15 protein-coding genes and 2 pseudogenes are annotated in these 17,021 nt (G+C 38.4%); 7 read left to right on the top strand and 10 right to left on the bottom strand.

Annotation, left to right across the window (positions count from 1 at the left end; translation table 11 throughout):
• Positions 1 to 657: 657 nt before the first annotated feature.
• Positions 658 to 3,231, top strand: coding sequence for an FG-GAP repeat protein (locus PLEUR7319_RS35580; RefSeq protein ID WP_019506185.1), 2,574 nt, complete (start codon positions 658 to 660; stop codon positions 3,229 to 3,231).
• Between the two features lie 37 nt (positions 3,232 to 3,268).
• The gene (locus PLEUR7319_RS0115730; protein WP_019506184.1) at positions 3,269 to 4,315 is read left to right on the top strand and encodes a TIGR03032 family protein; all 1,047 of its coding nucleotides are present in this window, start codon (positions 3,269 to 3,271) and stop codon (positions 4,313 to 4,315) included.
• A gap of 116 nt (positions 4,316 to 4,431) precedes the next feature.
• On the opposite strand, the gene PLEUR7319_RS0115725 is transcribed toward PLEUR7319_RS0115730, so the two are convergent.
• The 3 genes from PLEUR7319_RS0115725 to PLEUR7319_RS0115715 all read right to left on the bottom strand — a co-directional run bounded on the left by PLEUR7319_RS0115725 (position 4,432) and on the right by PLEUR7319_RS0115715 (position 7,383).
• Positions 4,432 to 5,136 carry an MOSC domain-containing protein gene (locus tag PLEUR7319_RS0115725; RefSeq protein WP_019506183.1) on the bottom strand — a complete coding sequence of 235 codons (705 nt, stop codon included), beginning with the start codon at positions 5,134 to 5,136 and terminating at the stop codon, positions 4,432 to 4,434.
• Positions 5,137 to 5,310: 174 nt separating this feature from the next.
• The gene (locus PLEUR7319_RS0115720; protein WP_019506182.1) at positions 5,311 to 5,616 is read right to left on the bottom strand and encodes an antibiotic biosynthesis monooxygenase; all 306 of its coding nucleotides are present in this window, start codon (positions 5,614 to 5,616) and stop codon (positions 5,311 to 5,313) included.
• A gap of 393 nt (positions 5,617 to 6,009) precedes the next feature.
• Positions 6,010 to 7,383, bottom strand: a complete 1,374-nt coding sequence (locus tag PLEUR7319_RS0115715; protein ID WP_019503253.1) for an IS110 family transposase — start codon at positions 7,381 to 7,383, stop codon at positions 6,010 to 6,012.
• A gap of 436 nt (positions 7,384 to 7,819) precedes the next feature.
• On the opposite strand from PLEUR7319_RS0115715, the gene PLEUR7319_RS0115710 reads away from it, so the two are divergent.
• Both PLEUR7319_RS0115710 and PLEUR7319_RS35575 read left to right on the top strand, forming a co-directional pair.
• Positions 7,820 to 9,211 carry an IS4 family transposase gene (locus PLEUR7319_RS0115710; protein WP_019503390.1) on the top strand — a complete coding sequence of 464 codons (1,392 nt, stop codon included), beginning with the start codon at positions 7,820 to 7,822 and terminating at the stop codon, positions 9,209 to 9,211.
• Positions 9,212 to 9,313: 102 nt separating this feature from the next.
• Complete coding sequence (locus tag PLEUR7319_RS35575) at positions 9,314 to 9,595, top strand: hypothetical protein (protein WP_019503389.1); 282 nt, start codon at positions 9,314 to 9,316, stop codon at positions 9,593 to 9,595.
• Here PLEUR7319_RS35575 and PLEUR7319_RS43525 read toward each other — a convergent pair.
• From PLEUR7319_RS43525 to uvrB, 6 genes and pseudogenes are all read right to left on the bottom strand, one after another.
• Positions 9,567 to 10,464: pseudogene (locus PLEUR7319_RS43525) on the bottom strand (IS630 family transposase). The gene PLEUR7319_RS35575 and the pseudogene PLEUR7319_RS43525 overlap by 29 nt on opposite strands.
• A 316-nt stretch (positions 10,465 to 10,780) precedes the next feature.
• Complete coding sequence (locus tag PLEUR7319_RS0115695; protein WP_026102555.1) at positions 10,781 to 11,035, bottom strand: hypothetical protein; 255 nt, start codon at positions 11,033 to 11,035, stop codon at positions 10,781 to 10,783.
• Entirely contained in the window at positions 11,008 to 11,184 is a 177-nt protein-coding gene (locus PLEUR7319_RS43140; protein ID WP_019506180.1) for a hypothetical protein, read from the bottom strand. The genes PLEUR7319_RS0115695 and PLEUR7319_RS43140 overlap by 28 nt, the downstream gene beginning before the upstream one ends.
• A gap of 4 nt (positions 11,185 to 11,188) precedes the next feature.
• Positions 11,189 to 11,689: a transposase gene (locus PLEUR7319_RS42065; protein ID WP_371265397.1), complete on the bottom strand. Its 501-nt coding sequence runs from the start codon at positions 11,687 to 11,689 to the stop codon at positions 11,189 to 11,191.
• Positions 11,686 to 12,146: pseudogene (locus PLEUR7319_RS42060) on the bottom strand (transposase). The gene PLEUR7319_RS42065 and the pseudogene PLEUR7319_RS42060 overlap by 4 nt, the downstream one beginning before the upstream one ends.
• 146 nt (positions 12,147 to 12,292) lie before the next feature.
• Positions 12,293 to 14,302, bottom strand: a complete 2,010-nt coding sequence (gene uvrB, locus PLEUR7319_RS0115680; protein WP_019506178.1) for an excinuclease ABC subunit UvrB — start codon at positions 14,300 to 14,302, stop codon at positions 12,293 to 12,295.
• 379 nt (positions 14,303 to 14,681) lie between these two features.
• Between uvrB and PLEUR7319_RS35555 the strand changes: the two genes are divergently transcribed.
• The 3 genes from PLEUR7319_RS35555 to PLEUR7319_RS0115665 all read left to right on the top strand — a co-directional run bounded on the left by PLEUR7319_RS35555 (position 14,682) and on the right by PLEUR7319_RS0115665 (position 16,518).
• Positions 14,682 to 15,173 carry a DUF29 domain-containing protein gene (locus PLEUR7319_RS35555; RefSeq protein WP_083892488.1) on the top strand — a complete coding sequence of 164 codons (492 nt, stop codon included), beginning with the start codon at positions 14,682 to 14,684 and terminating at the stop codon, positions 15,171 to 15,173.
• Positions 15,174 to 15,587: 414 nt separating this feature from the next.
• Positions 15,588 to 15,809: an NblA/ycf18 family protein gene (locus PLEUR7319_RS0115670; RefSeq protein WP_019506176.1), complete on the top strand. Its 222-nt coding sequence runs from the start codon at positions 15,588 to 15,590 to the stop codon at positions 15,807 to 15,809.
• A gap of 52 nt (positions 15,810 to 15,861) precedes the next feature.
• Complete coding sequence (locus PLEUR7319_RS0115665; RefSeq protein WP_019506175.1) at positions 15,862 to 16,518, top strand: HEAT repeat domain-containing protein; 657 nt, start codon at positions 15,862 to 15,864, stop codon at positions 16,516 to 16,518.
• 18 nt (positions 16,519 to 16,536) lie between these two features.
• On the opposite strand, the gene PLEUR7319_RS0115660 is transcribed toward PLEUR7319_RS0115665, so the two are convergent.
• Positions 16,537 to 17,019, bottom strand: coding sequence for an MEKHLA domain-containing protein (locus PLEUR7319_RS0115660; protein ID WP_019506174.1), 483 nt, complete (start codon positions 17,017 to 17,019; stop codon positions 16,537 to 16,539).
• Positions 17,020 to 17,021 lie beyond the last annotated feature (2 nt).

Genomic DNA, 17,021 nt, shown 5'->3' with positions numbered 1-17,021 from the left:
AAGTTATTTAAGATCAACGCTCATTTTAGATCATTACTTCTACAGGACTACCAATTTTAGTTACTTTCTCTTTGTCAATCTTTATTTTATACGTATAAATTACAATCGTATATTTACTGATTTTGAGACTTCTATATTTTTAAAAATTAAATCCAATGCAATGATATTAACACCATTAATATCAAAAAAAACAAATTATTCTCTGATTCTTTTTCAAAAATATTATACAAACAACTTAATTTATAAATCAATAGAATAAAAATTCTAATAATAAATAGTGTCATTTTAGATTGATATTAAACAACCAAGCTTGATATTTAATCGATCATTTATTTGTCAAAGTACTCAAATATCATATACTTTTCATTGCTATGTTAGAAAAGCAAGATGATTTAATGTGCTTAACTACTTGGATTTTTAACACGATAATTAATTTTGTATTTAGTTTATGTAAACTAAATTACTCAGTAATATTACTTGTTTATTGTAAATTATTTGCTATTAAGAATTGAAACAAAAACAACCAACTATTTATAAAGTGATTTTTAATTTGTAGTTATAGTTAATACACTAAAAACTCAATTTAATACTGTGAAAATTTAGAAATCTATAACACTAAACAATTAATACTCAGAGGCTTATTATCGGAGAGTTATTATGGCTATTTCAACCTTAAATTTGTCTGAACTAGATGGTACTCAAGGATTTGTAATTAAAGGAGTCAACAATGGAGAAAATTCTGGTTATTCTGTAAGCAATGCTGGAGATATAAACGGTGATGGTATTGATGATCTAATTATCGGTGCACCTGGAGGTTACTACTATTATTATGGTTATGGTTCAGGTGGTAGAAGTTATGTTGTTTTCGGTGGTTCTGATGTAGGAAATTCTGGAAGTCTAGAACTTTCGGAACTGGATGGAAGTAATGGTTTTGTTATTAGCAGTCTTGATGACTACGGTAATTTGGGGCGTTCTGTTAGCAGTGCAGGAGATGTTAATGGAGACGGCATTGACGATCTAATTATCGGTGCGCCTTTTGCTGATTTTTCTTTTGGTTTCTATTACTATGGTGGCTACAGCGGAGAAAGTTATGTTGTCTTTGGTAGTAGTGATGGTTTTGCTGCCAACTTGAGTTTAGCTGATCTTGATGGCAGTAATGGTTTTGTTATTGGTGGTCTTTATGACTACGGTCATTTGGGGAGTTCCGTTAGCAGTGCAGGAGATGTGAATGGAGACAGCATTGATGACATAATTATTGGTGCGCCTTATGCTGGTGATTATGCTAGTGGAAACTATTACGAAGGTGACTACAGCGGAGAAAGTTATGTCGTCTTTGGTGATGCTAATGTAGGAAATTCTGGTAGTCTAGAACTTTCAGAACTGAATGCTAACAATGGTTTTGTAATTACAGGTATTGATATCAACGATAATTTGGGTCGTTCTGTCAGCAGTGCAGGGGATATTAACGGTGATGGTGTTGGCGATCTAATTATCGGTGCACCTAATGCTGGCTCTAGCGGAAATTACAGTGATCAAGGAGAAGCTTATGTCATCTTTGGCAGTAGTGACGGCTTTGCTGCTAGTTTAGACTTAACTGCTCTTGATGGTAGCAATGGTTTTGTAATTACAGGTATTGATAGCAACGATAATTTGGGTCATTCTGTCAGCAGTGCAGGAGATGTCAATGGCGATGGTATTGATGACCTGATTATCGGCGCACCTAATGCTGGCTCTAGCGGAAATTACAGTGATCAAGGAGAAGCCTATGTTGTCTTTGGCAATGGTGACGATTTTGCAGCTAGCTTGAATTTAGCTGATCTTGATGGTAGCAATGGCTTTGTTATTACAGGTATCGATGACTACGATAATCTGGGTCGTTCGGTAAGTGGTGCAGGGGATATTAACGGTGATGGTGTTGACGATCTAATTATCGGCGCACCTGATGCTGGCTCTAGCGGAAATTACAGCGATGAAGGAGAAGCCTATATCATCTTTGGCAGTAGTGATGGTTTTGCTGCCAACTTAGATTTAGCGAATCTTGAAGATATTGACGGTTTGCTTATCACAGGTATTGATGACTACGATGATTTCGGCAGTTCGGTAAGTGGTGCAGGGGATATTAACGGTGATGGTGTTGACGATCTAATTATTGGTGCACCATACGCAGACGCTGGCAGTAATAGTTATAGTGACGAAGGAGAAAGCTATGTCATCTTCGGTGTCCTGCCTTTAGAATTGATTGGCGATGACAATGATGATGTTTTGACTGGTGGTAATGGAGATGATCTCCTTTCTGGTTTGGGAGGGGATGATATTCTCCAAGGTCTTGGTGGCAGGGACGAAATTCTCGGTGGTAGTGGAGATGATTTTATTACTGGGGGAGAAGACGATGATACCATCAGTGGACAAGACGGTGACGATAATATCTCTGGTAATGAGGGTGATGATAGCCTGATTGGGAATAATGGTAGTGATGATATTTTGGGTGGAGATGGCAATGACACTATCAATGGTGGTAATCAATCAGACCGTCTTTTAGGAGAAGCTGGCGATGATAGCCTAATTGGCTATAGTGGTAGGGATGAAATTTTGGGCGGTAGTGGCAATGACATTATTTATGGTGCTAGTGAATCAGACCGTCTTTTAGGACAATCGGGTGACGATCTTCTGAATGGAGGCGCCGGAGAAGATACTCTTCAGGGAAACAGTAACAATGACACTCTCCAAGGCGGAGCCGGAAGCGATCGAGCTTATGGTGGTGCGGGCGAAGATTTGGTCGAAGGCGATTCGGGTAATGATACTCTAACTGGTGGTTATGGAAATGATAGTCTCACTGGTGGCAGTGGCCAGGATCTGCTAATTGGGATTAATCCTAGTGACTTGAATTCTGGATTTGGCAATGGTGAAATAGACACTTTAACTGGCGGGGCAGGTAGTGATATTTTTGCTCTGGCAGATGAAGAACAGATCTTTTATGATGATGGGGATAATTTAACCGTAGGTGACACTGACTTGGCTCTAATTACTGATTTTGATTCTAGTCAAGATACAATTCAACTTCAAGGTTCAGCAGATTTATATAGCTTAGATTTCTTTACGTCTAGTACAGGAACCATAGATGCCAAACTAATTTACGATCCTGGTATTTCTGCTGTCGGGGAAACCATAGCTATTTTAGAGAATGTCGATTCTAGTTTAATTATTGACGATTCAGCATTCACTTTTGTCTAAAGTTAAAATCACATATTCTTCCTTAGTTTGAGTACCCATGACCCATACTAATACTGCTAATCACTTAGAAATAATGGGTTCTCGTCAGTTCAATAACTGGCTCGGAGAACAGAAAATTAGTCTTGCTTTTACTACTTACCAAGCGGGTAAAATTTTCTTAATTGGTTCACAACCTGATGGACGCTTATCTATTTTTGAGCGGACTTTCAATCGTAGTATGGGTTTATGGGCTACTCCGCAGACTCTATGGATGAGTTCTCTTTATCAACTATGGCGATTTGAAAACGCCTTGACAGACAAGCAAGTTTATCAAGGCTACGATCGCCTTTATGTTCCGCAATTTGGTTACACAACGGGAGACTTAGATATTCACGATCTGGCAATTGATAGTGAAGGAAAAATTATCTTTGTTAATACTCTATTTAGTTGTTTAGCAACGGTAAGCCAACAACATAGTTTTATTCCCTTATGGCAGCCACCTTTTATTAGTAAGCTAGCGGCAGAAGATAGATGCCATCTCAATGGTTTAGCAATGAAAGATGGTCATCCCCGTTACGTAACCGTAGTAGCTCAGACCGATGTGGCTGATGGGTGGCGCGATCGCAGAAGAGATGGAGGATGCATTATCGATGTCCAGAGTAATGAAGTAATTGTCAGCGGTCTTTCAATGCCTCACTCTCCGAGAGTATATAAAAATCTCCTTTGGGTATTAAATTCTGGTACTGGTTATTTAGGTACTGTAAATATACAAGAGAAGAAATTTGAACCGCTAACTTTTTGTCCAGGCTATCTGCGAGGAATGGCTTTTATTAATGATTTTGCTATAGTTGGTCTTTCTAAACCGAGAGAAAATAAAACCTTTTCTGGTTTATCTCTAGATAATAATTTACTGGCAAAAAATGCTGAAGCCCGATGCGGATTGATGGTAATTGATATTAATACCGGAGATATTGTTCATTGGCTACGCATTTCGGGTGTTGTACAAGAATTGTATGATGTGGCTATTTTACCGGGAGTTGAGCGACCGATGGCACTTGGTTTTAAATCCGAGGAAATTCGTCGCACTATTACTATTGGCTATTGAGCCACTCTGTTAATTTGTTCAAGGAATTGAATTTCTAAAAGCGATAAGCTTACAGCATGACTATATTACGCTTTTAGAAATTTAGAAATATTTCATTGGAGAGCAAAAAATCCAGTTTAGTCAATAAAATTTACTCGATCGCCTATGTTAACTGTCCCGCTATTAACTACCCGAGCATATACGCCAAACATCATTTGAGACTCATTGATGATGTAGTCGAATATTTGAGGATCTTCAGGTAGGTTTAGTTGTCTGCTTGAGGTCATAATACATCGCTCGGCTAATTTGGTTATTTTAAGCCTTACCCGATTGCCTATCTGGATTTGCTTGCCAATCCACTGATGTTCTACAGGAGTATTTCCCGCAACGTCCAATAAGAGGTTAGCCCGAAACCGATTGAGATCGATATGAGAATCTGGAAGTGCTGTTTTTAACCACCGTACAGCAGCAGAAGATACCAGATGAATCGGAGAATCATCAAAATGAGAAATTTTATTTTCTTTTGCTAAGGTTACTGTTTGATTAAGAGCTTGTGATAATTCATCATGAATATGAGGTTTATTACCTCCGACTACATTGCCATTAGGAAACTTAATTACTGGCACATCTTCCTGATAAAATGCTCGAAACATTAACAATCCATCAATCTGACGAAATCTGCGAGTATTTTTACCGCTACCAAATTTACCTTGAAAATTCCGAATTGCGAATAGGCGATCGCCTCGTACACCACGACGTTCGACTTCTAGGGAGCTACATTTTTCTCCTTGCATAGATTTGACTGGATAACGCCACAAACTTTTTAATAAGATTTTAGTCATAAATTACACTACCTCAACACTTAACATGTATGTTGCAGGGAAAGTGAAGCTAAAGCCTAAACTCTAAAAACCAGATAAATGATTATGTAATCGCAGATTAACAAGTATGAGTTTGGAAGATCGATTCAGCTTTTTCAACACTCTTGCTACACTACCATCGAGATCTACCTATGCCTAATCAATCGGGTTTTCAAATACTTCATAGTGATGCACCCAGCATTCTTTAACATACTTTTTCATACCAGTAGGGATGACCGCTTCACTCCATTGATGACCTGCAAATGCTTTGACTGAAGCTTCATCTTTCCACGTAGAAACCATAACGTATTCTTCAGATTGAGGTTTAGCTGGACGACCGACAACAATCGATACCAAGCCTGAATATTTTTCCACATAAGGCACAGAAATGGCTAAAAAATCCTTCTCGAACTCCGCATGAAGGTTTGGTGGGACAGAAACTCTGAATATCCTGACAATCATATTCTATTTACCTTTGCTAATTACATATATCATAAAAACCTTTTTTAATATTTATCTTGCTGAAAATTAGTATTTCTCTAGCAACTGAGATTCAGCCTTTAATGTAACAATAGCTTAATTGACCATCTAAATCGAAGAACGGAAGATTACTGTTATGGAATAATCTAAGATCTTGATAAATAAAGACGACTGGCATTATATCCGTTATGAAATGGTCAAATTCGGTTGTAAAATTGAGGAAATATTCAATCACTATCCAATCTCAATTATCTTATCCTGCAAGGGTGGAAAACATAAATGATATCAAGTACGGATAATTAATTGAAATAAACAGGCTTATTGCAGACCTAAAAAACTTATTACTTGTTACTTATTACTCTCCAGAAACTAAAATCAAGTAGAAGATGCCTCAACTACTTCTAAACCAAGGGATTTTGCTCTTTGCTTGAGATTTTTGATGAGTCTTTCTTGATATTTTTGTTCATAGTAATCAGCTCCACGATCGAGATAAGATTCTTTTTTTGTCCAGAGAGTATAGAATAGACGAGCAATTTTGTGTGCTGTAGCAGTAATGGCCTTGGGTGCGCCAGCACGGGAGCGAATGCGTCGATAAAATGCGCCCAAAGCTGAATGAGAACGACTAACAGCTTGAGCTGCCAATCGAAAAGCTGTTGCAGCTCGATTGTTAACTCGACGAGTCTGAGAACTTTTAACTTTGCCCCCTGTAATCCGACAACCAGGACATAATCCGAGCCAAGAGCTGAAATGTTTAGCACTCTTAAATTTAGTCGGGTCTAATCCTACTTCACTGAGGATGGTTTGCACTGTGACTACACTTAAACCATCAATGCTGGTAAAATCTACTCCCGCAATACGATAGAGATGAGAATGTAAGTCGAACCCTGATTTGATTGAGCGACGACACTTTTTCTGGCTATTTAGGGGCGGAGTCTCTTTTGTTTGGGAGGGCAATTTACTGAGACATTGTTCGATTTGTTCCTCTAATAATCCGATTTGTTGTTGATAAAATTGATAACAAGATAATTCTTGATGCAAAATAAAAACCATTTCTGGACGATAATTACCCGTTAGGGCATCTCTAATTTGTTGTGGACTACTTTTAATTCTTCGGTGTGCTAATTTGGCTAAGGTTTGTGGATTTCTTTCCCCAGCAATAATGGCCCTCAGAATATTTAATCCTGTCACCCCTGTAAGATCGCTAATGACTTTATGCAACTGCAAATTCATCTGTGTTAAAGCTTTTTGCATTCTTTGCACATGAGTCGAACTAGCTTGAATCAAATTTTCTCGTTGTCTTAAATAGCTTCTCAGTACAGTTATTTCTCCTTCGGGGATAAAGGAAGGTGCAAGTAAGCCATAACTATGCAGTTGTTGTAACCATTGACAATCTTGGACATCGCTTTTTCTTCCTGGTACTGTTTTTACATTGTGAGCATTGACTAAACAGACTTGGAAGTTATGCTGACTTAAGATGTTAAATAAAGGTATCCATTCTACTCCCGTCGATTCGAGGGCAATACTCGTCACACCGCATTCACTTAACCAATTTGCCAGAGCTAGTAAATCTGGTGTACTACACCCAAAACAACGAACATTAGATTCTGTTGCTGCTATAGGTACACAAACCCAATGCTCTCTTGAGCCAATATCAATTCCCGCCGAGTGCGGATTGATGACTTTTATTTCTGGCTCCTGTCTTTTGCTACTTTTTTTCTGGGATTTTTGGCTTCGACCAATTGGCTTCATTTTTTGCCCTCACTCTTGATAGGGAAATGTTTTCGATGAGGAATGGTTTTCTCTTGTCATTCTCTCCAACGGGATAAGGTTTTTTCTCCTTTCACCAATTTATTTGTCCACTTTCCTCTAACCAAGCTTATTCTCGGGCGTTCGTTGCACCATTGTAACTTCGGCTTTTTTGTGATGAAAACATTTCCACGTATCATGATACTTGGTCTACCAATTTGGTTTCTCATCTTTATTTTGGGGCGCAAAGCGTCCTTCAGGAGCTTATTACTTGACTCATTCTTAATTTAAGTATTCAACCGGACTTGATATCTGACTTTTCACGGCATCTTTTGAAGGGTATATAAGTTGTGTAACAATATTCGCTAACAATTTTATCCATTTCGAGAAATCTGCCCTCTCGATAGAGCAAAATAATTGAGCAGATTTTGAGTGGTGAATGAATCAGACCAAAAATTTAATAACCGAAAAATGTGACTTTGGAGATCAGCGTTTAACCAAAAGGGCTATGTTCATCGAATCGAGATTATCGTTAAAATATGGCAAACCACTCTCCGCGATTTTTGAGAGAGCAAGTGACCTGAAAAGAGCTTATGAATTCTTTGCCAATCCGAAAACTAGCCTAAACAGTGTGTGCCAACCCTATCATCTTCAAACAGCAGAGCAGATTAAAGAACTCTCAATCGTATTAGCAGTAGGAGATACAACCTATCTCGATTACAAGAAAATCCGCGAAAAAAGAGCCGAATATGGACCCATTGGCAATGGTGGGAATGGACTAATTTTACATAGCACCTTAGCTGTAAATGGGGAGAATGGACAACCCATAGGATTATTAACAGAAAAACTGTGGCATCGAAATCATGAAGAAAGTAAGAGTTTAACTCAGAAACAGAAGCAGAAAAAGCAAGCGGAAGCAAGAAGACGTCCGATTGAACAAAAAGAATCTTATAAATGGATAGAAGCTCTCCAATCCGTCCAGAAACTCTTAGAAAAATCCGAACCAGAGAGTATTAGCACCAAAGTAATTCATGTATTTGACCGAGAAGGAGATATCGCGGAAGTCTTTGAACAAGTCAGTCAAACCGCAAATACAGGGTTAGTGGTAAGAGCAGCACATAATAGGGCATTATCAGAGTCAAACAGTTATTTATGGTCATGGCTCCCATCTCAATCTATCAAGATGGAAGTAGCAGTAGAATTAGCCAAAACCCCAAATCGAAAAGAGCGAACCGCTACTCTGGCAATTAGATATGCACCCATCAAACTTCGCAGTCCTGCCAGAATGAAAGAACCAGAATATTTTGAAGTTTATGGGGTTTATGCCGTAGAAATTGACCCCCCAGAAGGCTGTGAACCCGTAGAATGGATGATCTTGACCTCCGAACCCGTTACCAATGGGGAACAAGCACAAACCATTTTACGATGGTATACTTACCGTTGGCGAATTGAAGAATATCATAAAATTCTCAAGTCAGGGTGTAAAGCGGAAAGCTATCGTCTATCTGGAGATAGTATGCAAGTTTTACTGGGATTTTTAACGAATATCGCTGCACAATTGTTAAAAATGACCTATGTTCATCGAACCAAACCAGATGCACCTGCATCTTCAATTTTAAATCAGGTACAAATTGAGGTTTTAGCTGCCAAATTTGGAAAATCAGTCACCGCAGTAGATTTAACGGTAGCTTGGGCGATACAAGCTGTAGCTCGTTTGGGCGGTTACTTGAGTCATCGCCGAAAGAGTAATATTGGCATCACGGTGTTATGGCGTGGCTTTTTAGAGCTGCAATCTTTATGTGAAGGATGGCAATTACGCTCCCCTGGTTGAAGTTTAGAAGCGAGTTGATTGTAACTTTGGAGAGGACTAGAATGAGAATATAGTTGGCGAACTTTGTTACACAACTATATCCGATTATTTCTGAGCTGAACTATGGCTAATGCCCGTCAACAGAAGGATCTAGCCACTCGTCTAGATGAACTTAAACATCTTATTAAACAACTCCAACAAGATATTCAAGACATAAGGGACGAAGGTGAAATTGCTCCGTCTGGTTGTTGGATTGTGCGCTACCAAGCTAAAGGAAAAAAGGGTGGTCGTTATTGGTATTACAAATGGATGTCCCATGAGCCGATTTTTGTCACCAAAAATGGCAATCCTTCTCGTCATCAATATTTAGGTATAGTCATTCTAAATAATTTCCGTATGATTTAACGATGTCATCCAAGGAAGTACCAGGAGCGGAATAAATACGTCTTTTTTTGAGGATGCCCTAAAGGATTAGCTTCGCGTCGCAAAGTCTTGTTCGATACGATTAAAATCAGGTGAATAGGGTGGTAAAAACAAAACTTTGTGACCCGCTTGTTCGGCAATGCGAAACACATCATCCTTGCGATGAAATGCCGCATTATCAAGAATTAGAGTGGAGTTTGGTTTCAATTCGGGAATTAGATGCTCTTCGAGCCATTGATTAAACCATAAAGCACCATTTACTTCCTTTAAAAAGAACTGGTGCTAACAACTCTTTGCCTCTTTTGCCAGCTATCAGACTTGTTCTTGTTCCTCTTTTACCATTGCGATTGGCGAAGCCACTGCCCTTCGGGCAATCGCCGTAAGTTTTTTGTCCTCGTTTTGACCAGCCATAAGGACGATAGACATATTCTTCAAAGCCTGATTCATCCAAGTAAACTAAATTGCTTGATCCGTCAAGAATGACAATTTTACGTAAATTTCTCAGAAAGCTGATTCGCTCACTATGCTTACGTTCAGTGTATTTCAGCGTTTTTTTTACGAGTTAACTTCATTTGCTTCTGGGCATACCCAATAGCACTCGTATGCACTCCAAAATATTGCGCCCTTTCTCTTAACAAAGCATCTGGATTTTCTTGAATATGTTGGGCAATTGCTAGAGAGTCTAGTTTTCGCTTTCTTCCAAGTTGTGGTGCTGGAGTCAAATTCTTTCTTCGACACCAATCATTCACACACCATAGACTTACCTCATATCTTCTTGATGCTTCGGCTTTGGAGCCTCCAGCCGCTACAAAGTCCACTACCCGCTTTCGCAAATCTACACTATAAGTCATCTAACCTGATTGATTTCTCATCTAGCTTATATTATTTCATATGTTTCCTATTTAGAATGACTATAAAGCTGGAAGTCAAGCTTATTTGAAAGCGGTTGAAGCTCTATCACGTCGTGGTCGAATTGAAGCTTTGGAGCGAGGGATGAGTACACTTTCAATGGGTTTGTCAGATTTGGTTGAGGAAACCTCAAGATTGAACAAAAGTTAGCGAACATTATTACCTAGTTTTTTTTCGACCCAAGATACCGTGAAAAGTCAGACTTGATATGACTTGCTGCGACCGCACCCTCACCATTTATGTTTTCCATAATCCCAATCAACTATTAAGATCGGCTACTTTTTGCCCAAAGAATCTCGAACCGCCAGTAGTAAATAGCACCGCACTAACTAAAGCTCGTTTTTGAGCCATTTTATCGATAGTATTTAGGATATCGGGAGAATAGGCTTTAACATATTTAGATTCTCGATTGTTACAGTTGCCAAATCCATTGCCGACTATTACGTTGGCATAACTAAGGTGATTTTTAAGAAAGAAAATACCAACTAACAAGGTCGAATAAAAATATCCCATTTGGGTAAGTTTGGATTTCGCAGGAGACGTAGTTCAATTGCTTCGATAGCTTTTTTAGTTAAAGAAATGCCTTTGTGATAAATCTGATGGCTGAGATTGACGATGGGCTGTATTCCTTTCCAAGTCATACTTTGCGTCCAAGCAAGCATAGTGTCAACGTTGCTGAGGAGTGCGCCATAGAAGATGTTGTTCTAAAATACCCCAACAACGTTCAATGGGATTATATTTACTGTGATAAGGAGGAAAGTACAACAACTGAATCGATTTTCCTGTGATATTGGCAAACTCGACCATTCGCTTCAAAAATTGAGTTCTTCTGCCACTATTCTCTGGACCGTTATCTACTTTGATTTGAATCAAATTTATTTGTTGCTGTTCAGGATTAGGAATCTGGTTCCACCACAGAGACAAACTATCGACAATAAAATCACTGGTTTTGTAATAACTGCCAAAGTTGAGATAGAGTTGTCCGTTCTCTTCATCCAGGATTCCACAAGGAATATATTTTTCTGTGGCTCCCATATCGTGGTCTTGGGCTTGATTGTTACCTCTAGTTTGTCCGCCACGACTATAATCGCCTATTTTCACCGTTGCCTTGCAATCCAAGCTTAGACGTTTGACTCGGTCATTTTTTTTCTGGTCTTTAACACTTATCTTTTTAAAGATAGCGTCGGTTTCAGCAATTTTTTTTGAGGTTTAGCTTTGAGCACTTTTCTTAAACGATAACCCATCCGATTCAAGATTACTGCCATCGTGCTCGGGGCAGGAATTTCCAACTCGTCGAACCCCGACCTCTTAACTGAGATATCGCTTCGGTGGCTGTCAGTCGGGTATAAGCAATCGATGTCTTAAAACTGGGGTCTTGTTGACTATGAGCTTCGGCTATCTCCTTTAATGCTTGTGCAGCAAAGGGTTGTTTTTCTTCCCACTTTTTGACTCCGCTACACATCGATTGTGCCCCCACACAAATCATTCCACTCCACTTTTCTGACAATCCTAATTCGATAGTGTGGCGACTCCAACCCCACAGCGTTTCTCCATATCTGGCATTGCCATCACAATATTTTAAACACATTTCTGCCTGAAACCCTCGACGTGAAGCACCTTTCATTTTTCTCGCTGCTAAACGTAAATCTCTTATTTGAGATTCAGTTAATTTTTGACTCTTCTCCTCTTTTTTCAACTAAATTCTTCCTGATTTTCCCTGAGTGACATTCTAATTTTAATTCTTTGGGATATTTTTTGGCAGAAATCACCTTATTTTTGAGGACTTCTTCCTAATAACTTATCGCGCAATTTTAAAATGCGATCGCGATATTTAGCTGCTTCTTCAAATTCCAATGCTTTAGCTGCATCTTTCATTTTTGCCTCTAGTTGCTCGATTACATCGGGGATTTTTTCTAAAGGTAATTCGTCAGATTGTTGATAAATTTGCTCTAATTGTTCGGAGTTTAAACGACGAGAGATATCTAAGAAAGCCAAAATAGAATTTTCTTCGTTTTTAACAATTGGTTTGGGGATAATATTGTGACGTTTATTGTAGGCAATCTGAATATTACGTCTTCTTTCCGTTTCTTCAATTGCCCTCGCCATACTGTTAGTTAAGTTATCAGCATATAAAATGGCTTGCCCTTGAATATGACGGGCTGCCCTACCAATAGTTTGAATAATAGAACTTTCAGAACGGAGAAATCCTTCTTTATCAGCATCAAGAATTGCTACCAAAGAAACTTCTGGTAAATCTAAACCTTCCCGTAATAAATTGACCCCAATTAAGACATCTACTTCGCCTTTTCGTAGAGATTGTAAGATTTCAATCCTTTCTATAGATTTAATTTCCGAATGTAAATATTGAACTTTAACATCTCGTTCAGCAAAATACTCACTCAAATCTTCCGCCATTTTCTTGGTTAGAGTTGTAATTAAAACTCTTTCTTCTTTGGCAACTCGTTCGTTAATTTCGCCAAATAAATCGTCAACTTGTCCTTCCGTAGGACGAACTAAAAGTTCGGGATCGATGACACCAGTGGGACGGATAATTTGCTCGGCAACCAGCTCGCCCGATTTTTCTAATTCCCATTTGGCAGGAGTGGCTGAGACAAATATACATTGATTGACTTTTGTCCAAAATTCTTCAGCTTTTAAGGGACGATTATCCGCAGCAGAAGGTAATCTAAATCCATGTTCGATTAAGACTTTTTTCCGCGCTTGATCGCCGTTATACATTCCCCTTAACTGTGGTACCGAAACGTGAGATTCATCTATTACCAGTAGCCAATCATCCGGAAAATAATCTATTAAACATTCTGGTGGCGCACCTGGTTGTCTTCCTGCTAAATGCCGGGAATAGTTTTCAACTCCATTACAATAGCCAACTTCCTGCAAGAGTTCTAAATCGTAACGACAACGTTGCTCTAGTCGCTGGGCTTCTAACAGTTTATCGGCAGTTTCTAACTCTATCAAGCGAGCTTCGAGTTCGGTTTTGATTTCCTGACAAGCAGATTCTAGTCTTTCTTGAGGAGTAACAAAGTGCCGAGCTGGATAAATATTAATGCCATTTAAACTCTGCAAAATTTCTCCAGTAACAGGATCGACATAACGTAAAGCTTCAATCTCATCACCGAAAAATTCAATCCGTATAATACGATCCTCATAGGCAGGGACAATTTCTAGCACATCTCCTTTGACGCGAAACCGTCCTCGTTCAATTTCAAGGTCGTTACGGGAATATTGAACCGATACCAAATCCCTTAAAAGTTCCCGTTGATCTATCTCCATCCCCAACTTTAAAGGCACAGCAGCTTTCAAATACTCAGCGGGCATCCCTAAACCGTAAATACAGCTAATCGATGCCACCACAATTACATCTCGACGTTCAAAGAGCGATCGCGTTGCCGAATGACGCAACATATCGATTTCATCGTTAATCGAGGCAGTCTTTTCAATATAAGTATCACTGACAGGAATATATGCCTCTGGTTGATAATAGTCGTAATAACTGACAAAATACTCGACTGCATTATCAGGGAAAAATTGGCGCAACTCATTACATAACTGGGCTGCAAGAGTTTTATTATGAGCCAAAACTAAGGTTGGTTTCTCTACGTTAGCAATGATGTTCGCGATTGAAAAAGTTTTCCCAGTACCAGTTGCTCCGAGTAAAGTTTGAAAAGTATTTCCTGCCTGAAGGGATTCTGTTAATTGCGCAATCGCCTGGGGCTGATCTCCCTGAGGTTCAAAGGGGGCTTGCAGATTAAATAAGCTCATTTAAATAGGTATATTTATCCAGTTACGATCTTTCTTATTTAAAATAGCGCAAATATAACTATTAGTTCATCTGTTTTAAATTCTAGCCATTAGTATTTGATGACAATAGTTCAGAGACGTATTTTGTAGTATTAAATTATTGTTTTTAATACAAAAAGGTTTCATTTTTTGGCAACCAAGCCCAAATAAAATCATAAAACTGAAGCTCACCTTAAGCTTTATTTAAACTGTTTAATTAACCTTGTTATTTTAATTGATTTTTGCCATGATTTTCTATATTTACTCAAATCTATCGTTCCTCTTTTGACTCTCCCGTCGTGGGACGAAAGCGTCTTCTTCATAAAAAAGATCAGAACTTAAAGTTAATGGCTAATTACTAATGATGCTAGAAAAATTTGATAATACCAGCTTTAATCAGGATTATGTTGCTTGGCTAGAGACTCAGATTAAAATTTTGCGATCGCGCAATTACGAGCAATTAGATGTTCAGAATTTAATTACCGAATTAACAACACTAATTTATCAAGAAACTGGTGAAGTTAGAAATTATGTTTACAATGTCCTAGTCTGCTTGTTGTTGATTGATTATGGGCAAAAAGACGTTTCAAAAATAGAATTTTTGGATGCAGAAATTAACATTCATCAGCTTCAACTTAATTCCAAAATGACAGATAGTTTTAGGCTCTACCTGGAAGATAATTTAGAAGAAATTTACGCTAAGGCAAAGCAAACTGCAAGTTTAAAAAGTAAGCTACCGAGAGATAAATTCCCTTTATTTTGTCCGTTTAAATTGGACGAAATAGTTGGTGCAGAATATCATCTCTTCGGATGGAAAGTCGAACAAAAGTCAATCAGCTCAGAACGAATCTGAAATCTCAGAGGATAAACCACATCTAGTTTGAGCGTGGGGGATGCTGAATTTAGTTCAGCATATCCAACCACGCTGTTGAAACCTGTAGTTTTTAATGTAACTGTTCGAGAAAGTAACAAGTAGCAAGTAACAAGTTGTTCTTGATTCTTCTAACTCAAACTTTATTTAACCAGCAAAACTCCAGTTTTCAATGTGGACGGGGTTTAAATATTTTTTGAGCCTCAGAATTTTCGAGCAAATAATAAATAATGGTAATGAGTCTAACTGTGAATGTGATTTAAGAAGGGCAATTCTCTTGAAATACCTAGTTATTTGCTAATGGTACGGATTTTACTACCTACATTAGCATAGTGAGTCATGGCAATTAGTATTAAAAATAATTAACATAACTTATAGATACTTTAAATTTTTTGTGTGTCACGAGGTCGTGAACTAGCCATGGAATATTCAGAGCAACTATCTTTAGAACAGAAATTTAATTTAAGAATATTTGCCGATCAAGTACAAACTCTCTCTTCAGAAGAAGCTCAAGGGTTATCGATTGAACTATATCGACGGATGATGCTCAAAGATAACTTATACGATGAGTTATTACAAGATTATTGGAATATGGGTTCATTACCTGTGTCTGTTTAAAATCTCAATTCTACTAATTCCACTTACATTACCCAAATTTTTAGATATTCTTATGGAACTACATCAGATTGAAACCTATATCGATAGTCCCGATCCTCAAAATCGGATGAAAGCGATTACCGAGTTAAGAAACTATGAACCTGATTTAGTAGTTCCCTTACTCAAGCGAAGGATGTGTGACCAAGAGTTGATTATTCGTTCCTTTGTCGCTATGGGTCTGGGATATAAACGAACAGATGAAGGCTTTGAGTTGTTACTGGATTTAATTGAGCATGATCGCGATTACAATGTCAGAGCAGAAGCCGCCAATTCTTTAGCAAAATATGGCGCAGAAGCAATTCAACATCTTGTGCAACTATTCCGTCAAGACCCTAATTGGTTAGTGCGTTATAGTATTTTTGCCGCTATCGATCTAACTAATAATCCTGAAATTCTTCTAGAATTGATTGTTTTAGCACTTAAAGGAGAAGATTTAGTTGTTCGACAAACAGCGATCGCTAATTTAGAACAATTAGCAAATACACCTCAAAAGTCGATCGCTTTAGAACTTCTACTCTCGGCAGCGAAGTCAGATCAAGGTACAATCCGCGCCCAAGTAGCAAAAGTCTTGAGACATTTTGAAGACCCAGATGCAGAAACTGCTCTGATGAATCTGCGACAAGATTCTGATTATCGAGTTGTTGCTGCAACTTTAGAAGGACTTGTGTAGAATGCTAAGTCAATTAATTTAAAGGCTAATTGTTTTCCACTTAGAAAAGGTTGCTGCTTGACCACAATAGCGATGATCGTTATCAAGTAGATTCCAGATCGTAAAGTCTGAAATCATGTACCTTTTACCACTACTAGATACTCGAATCCCTCGACCATTACTCAAATAACCTTTAGTTGTTACCTGGTTTAAAAGTTCTAAACGTTCTTCTCGATCCATAGATTCGGCAGAATACCGCGAAGGCATCTGAGTCAACTGCTCCCAGTTTAGTTCCCAAAGGTCTAAAGCTTTTTGATTTCCGTAATTATAAATAGGATCTGGCTCCGTACCATGAGAAAATACGGGAAAAGGAGCTTCAAATAAGACCTGAGCTAATTGAAGAGGTGAGCCTTCAGCTTTAATAAGAGAACATCCTGTCCAATGCTCATAGCTTTTAATAAGTCTTAGACTATGTAAAATTATGGATTCTTGTTGCCAAGGCAATTGAATATTACTACTCATGA

This window comes from Pleurocapsa sp. PCC 7319, assembly GCF_000332195.1.
Classification (GTDB): domain Bacteria; phylum Cyanobacteriota; class Cyanobacteriia; order Cyanobacteriales; family Xenococcaceae; genus Waterburya.
The sequence above is the reverse complement of the archived record's forward strand: the minus strand, read 5'-3'. Positions and strand labels throughout refer to the sequence as shown.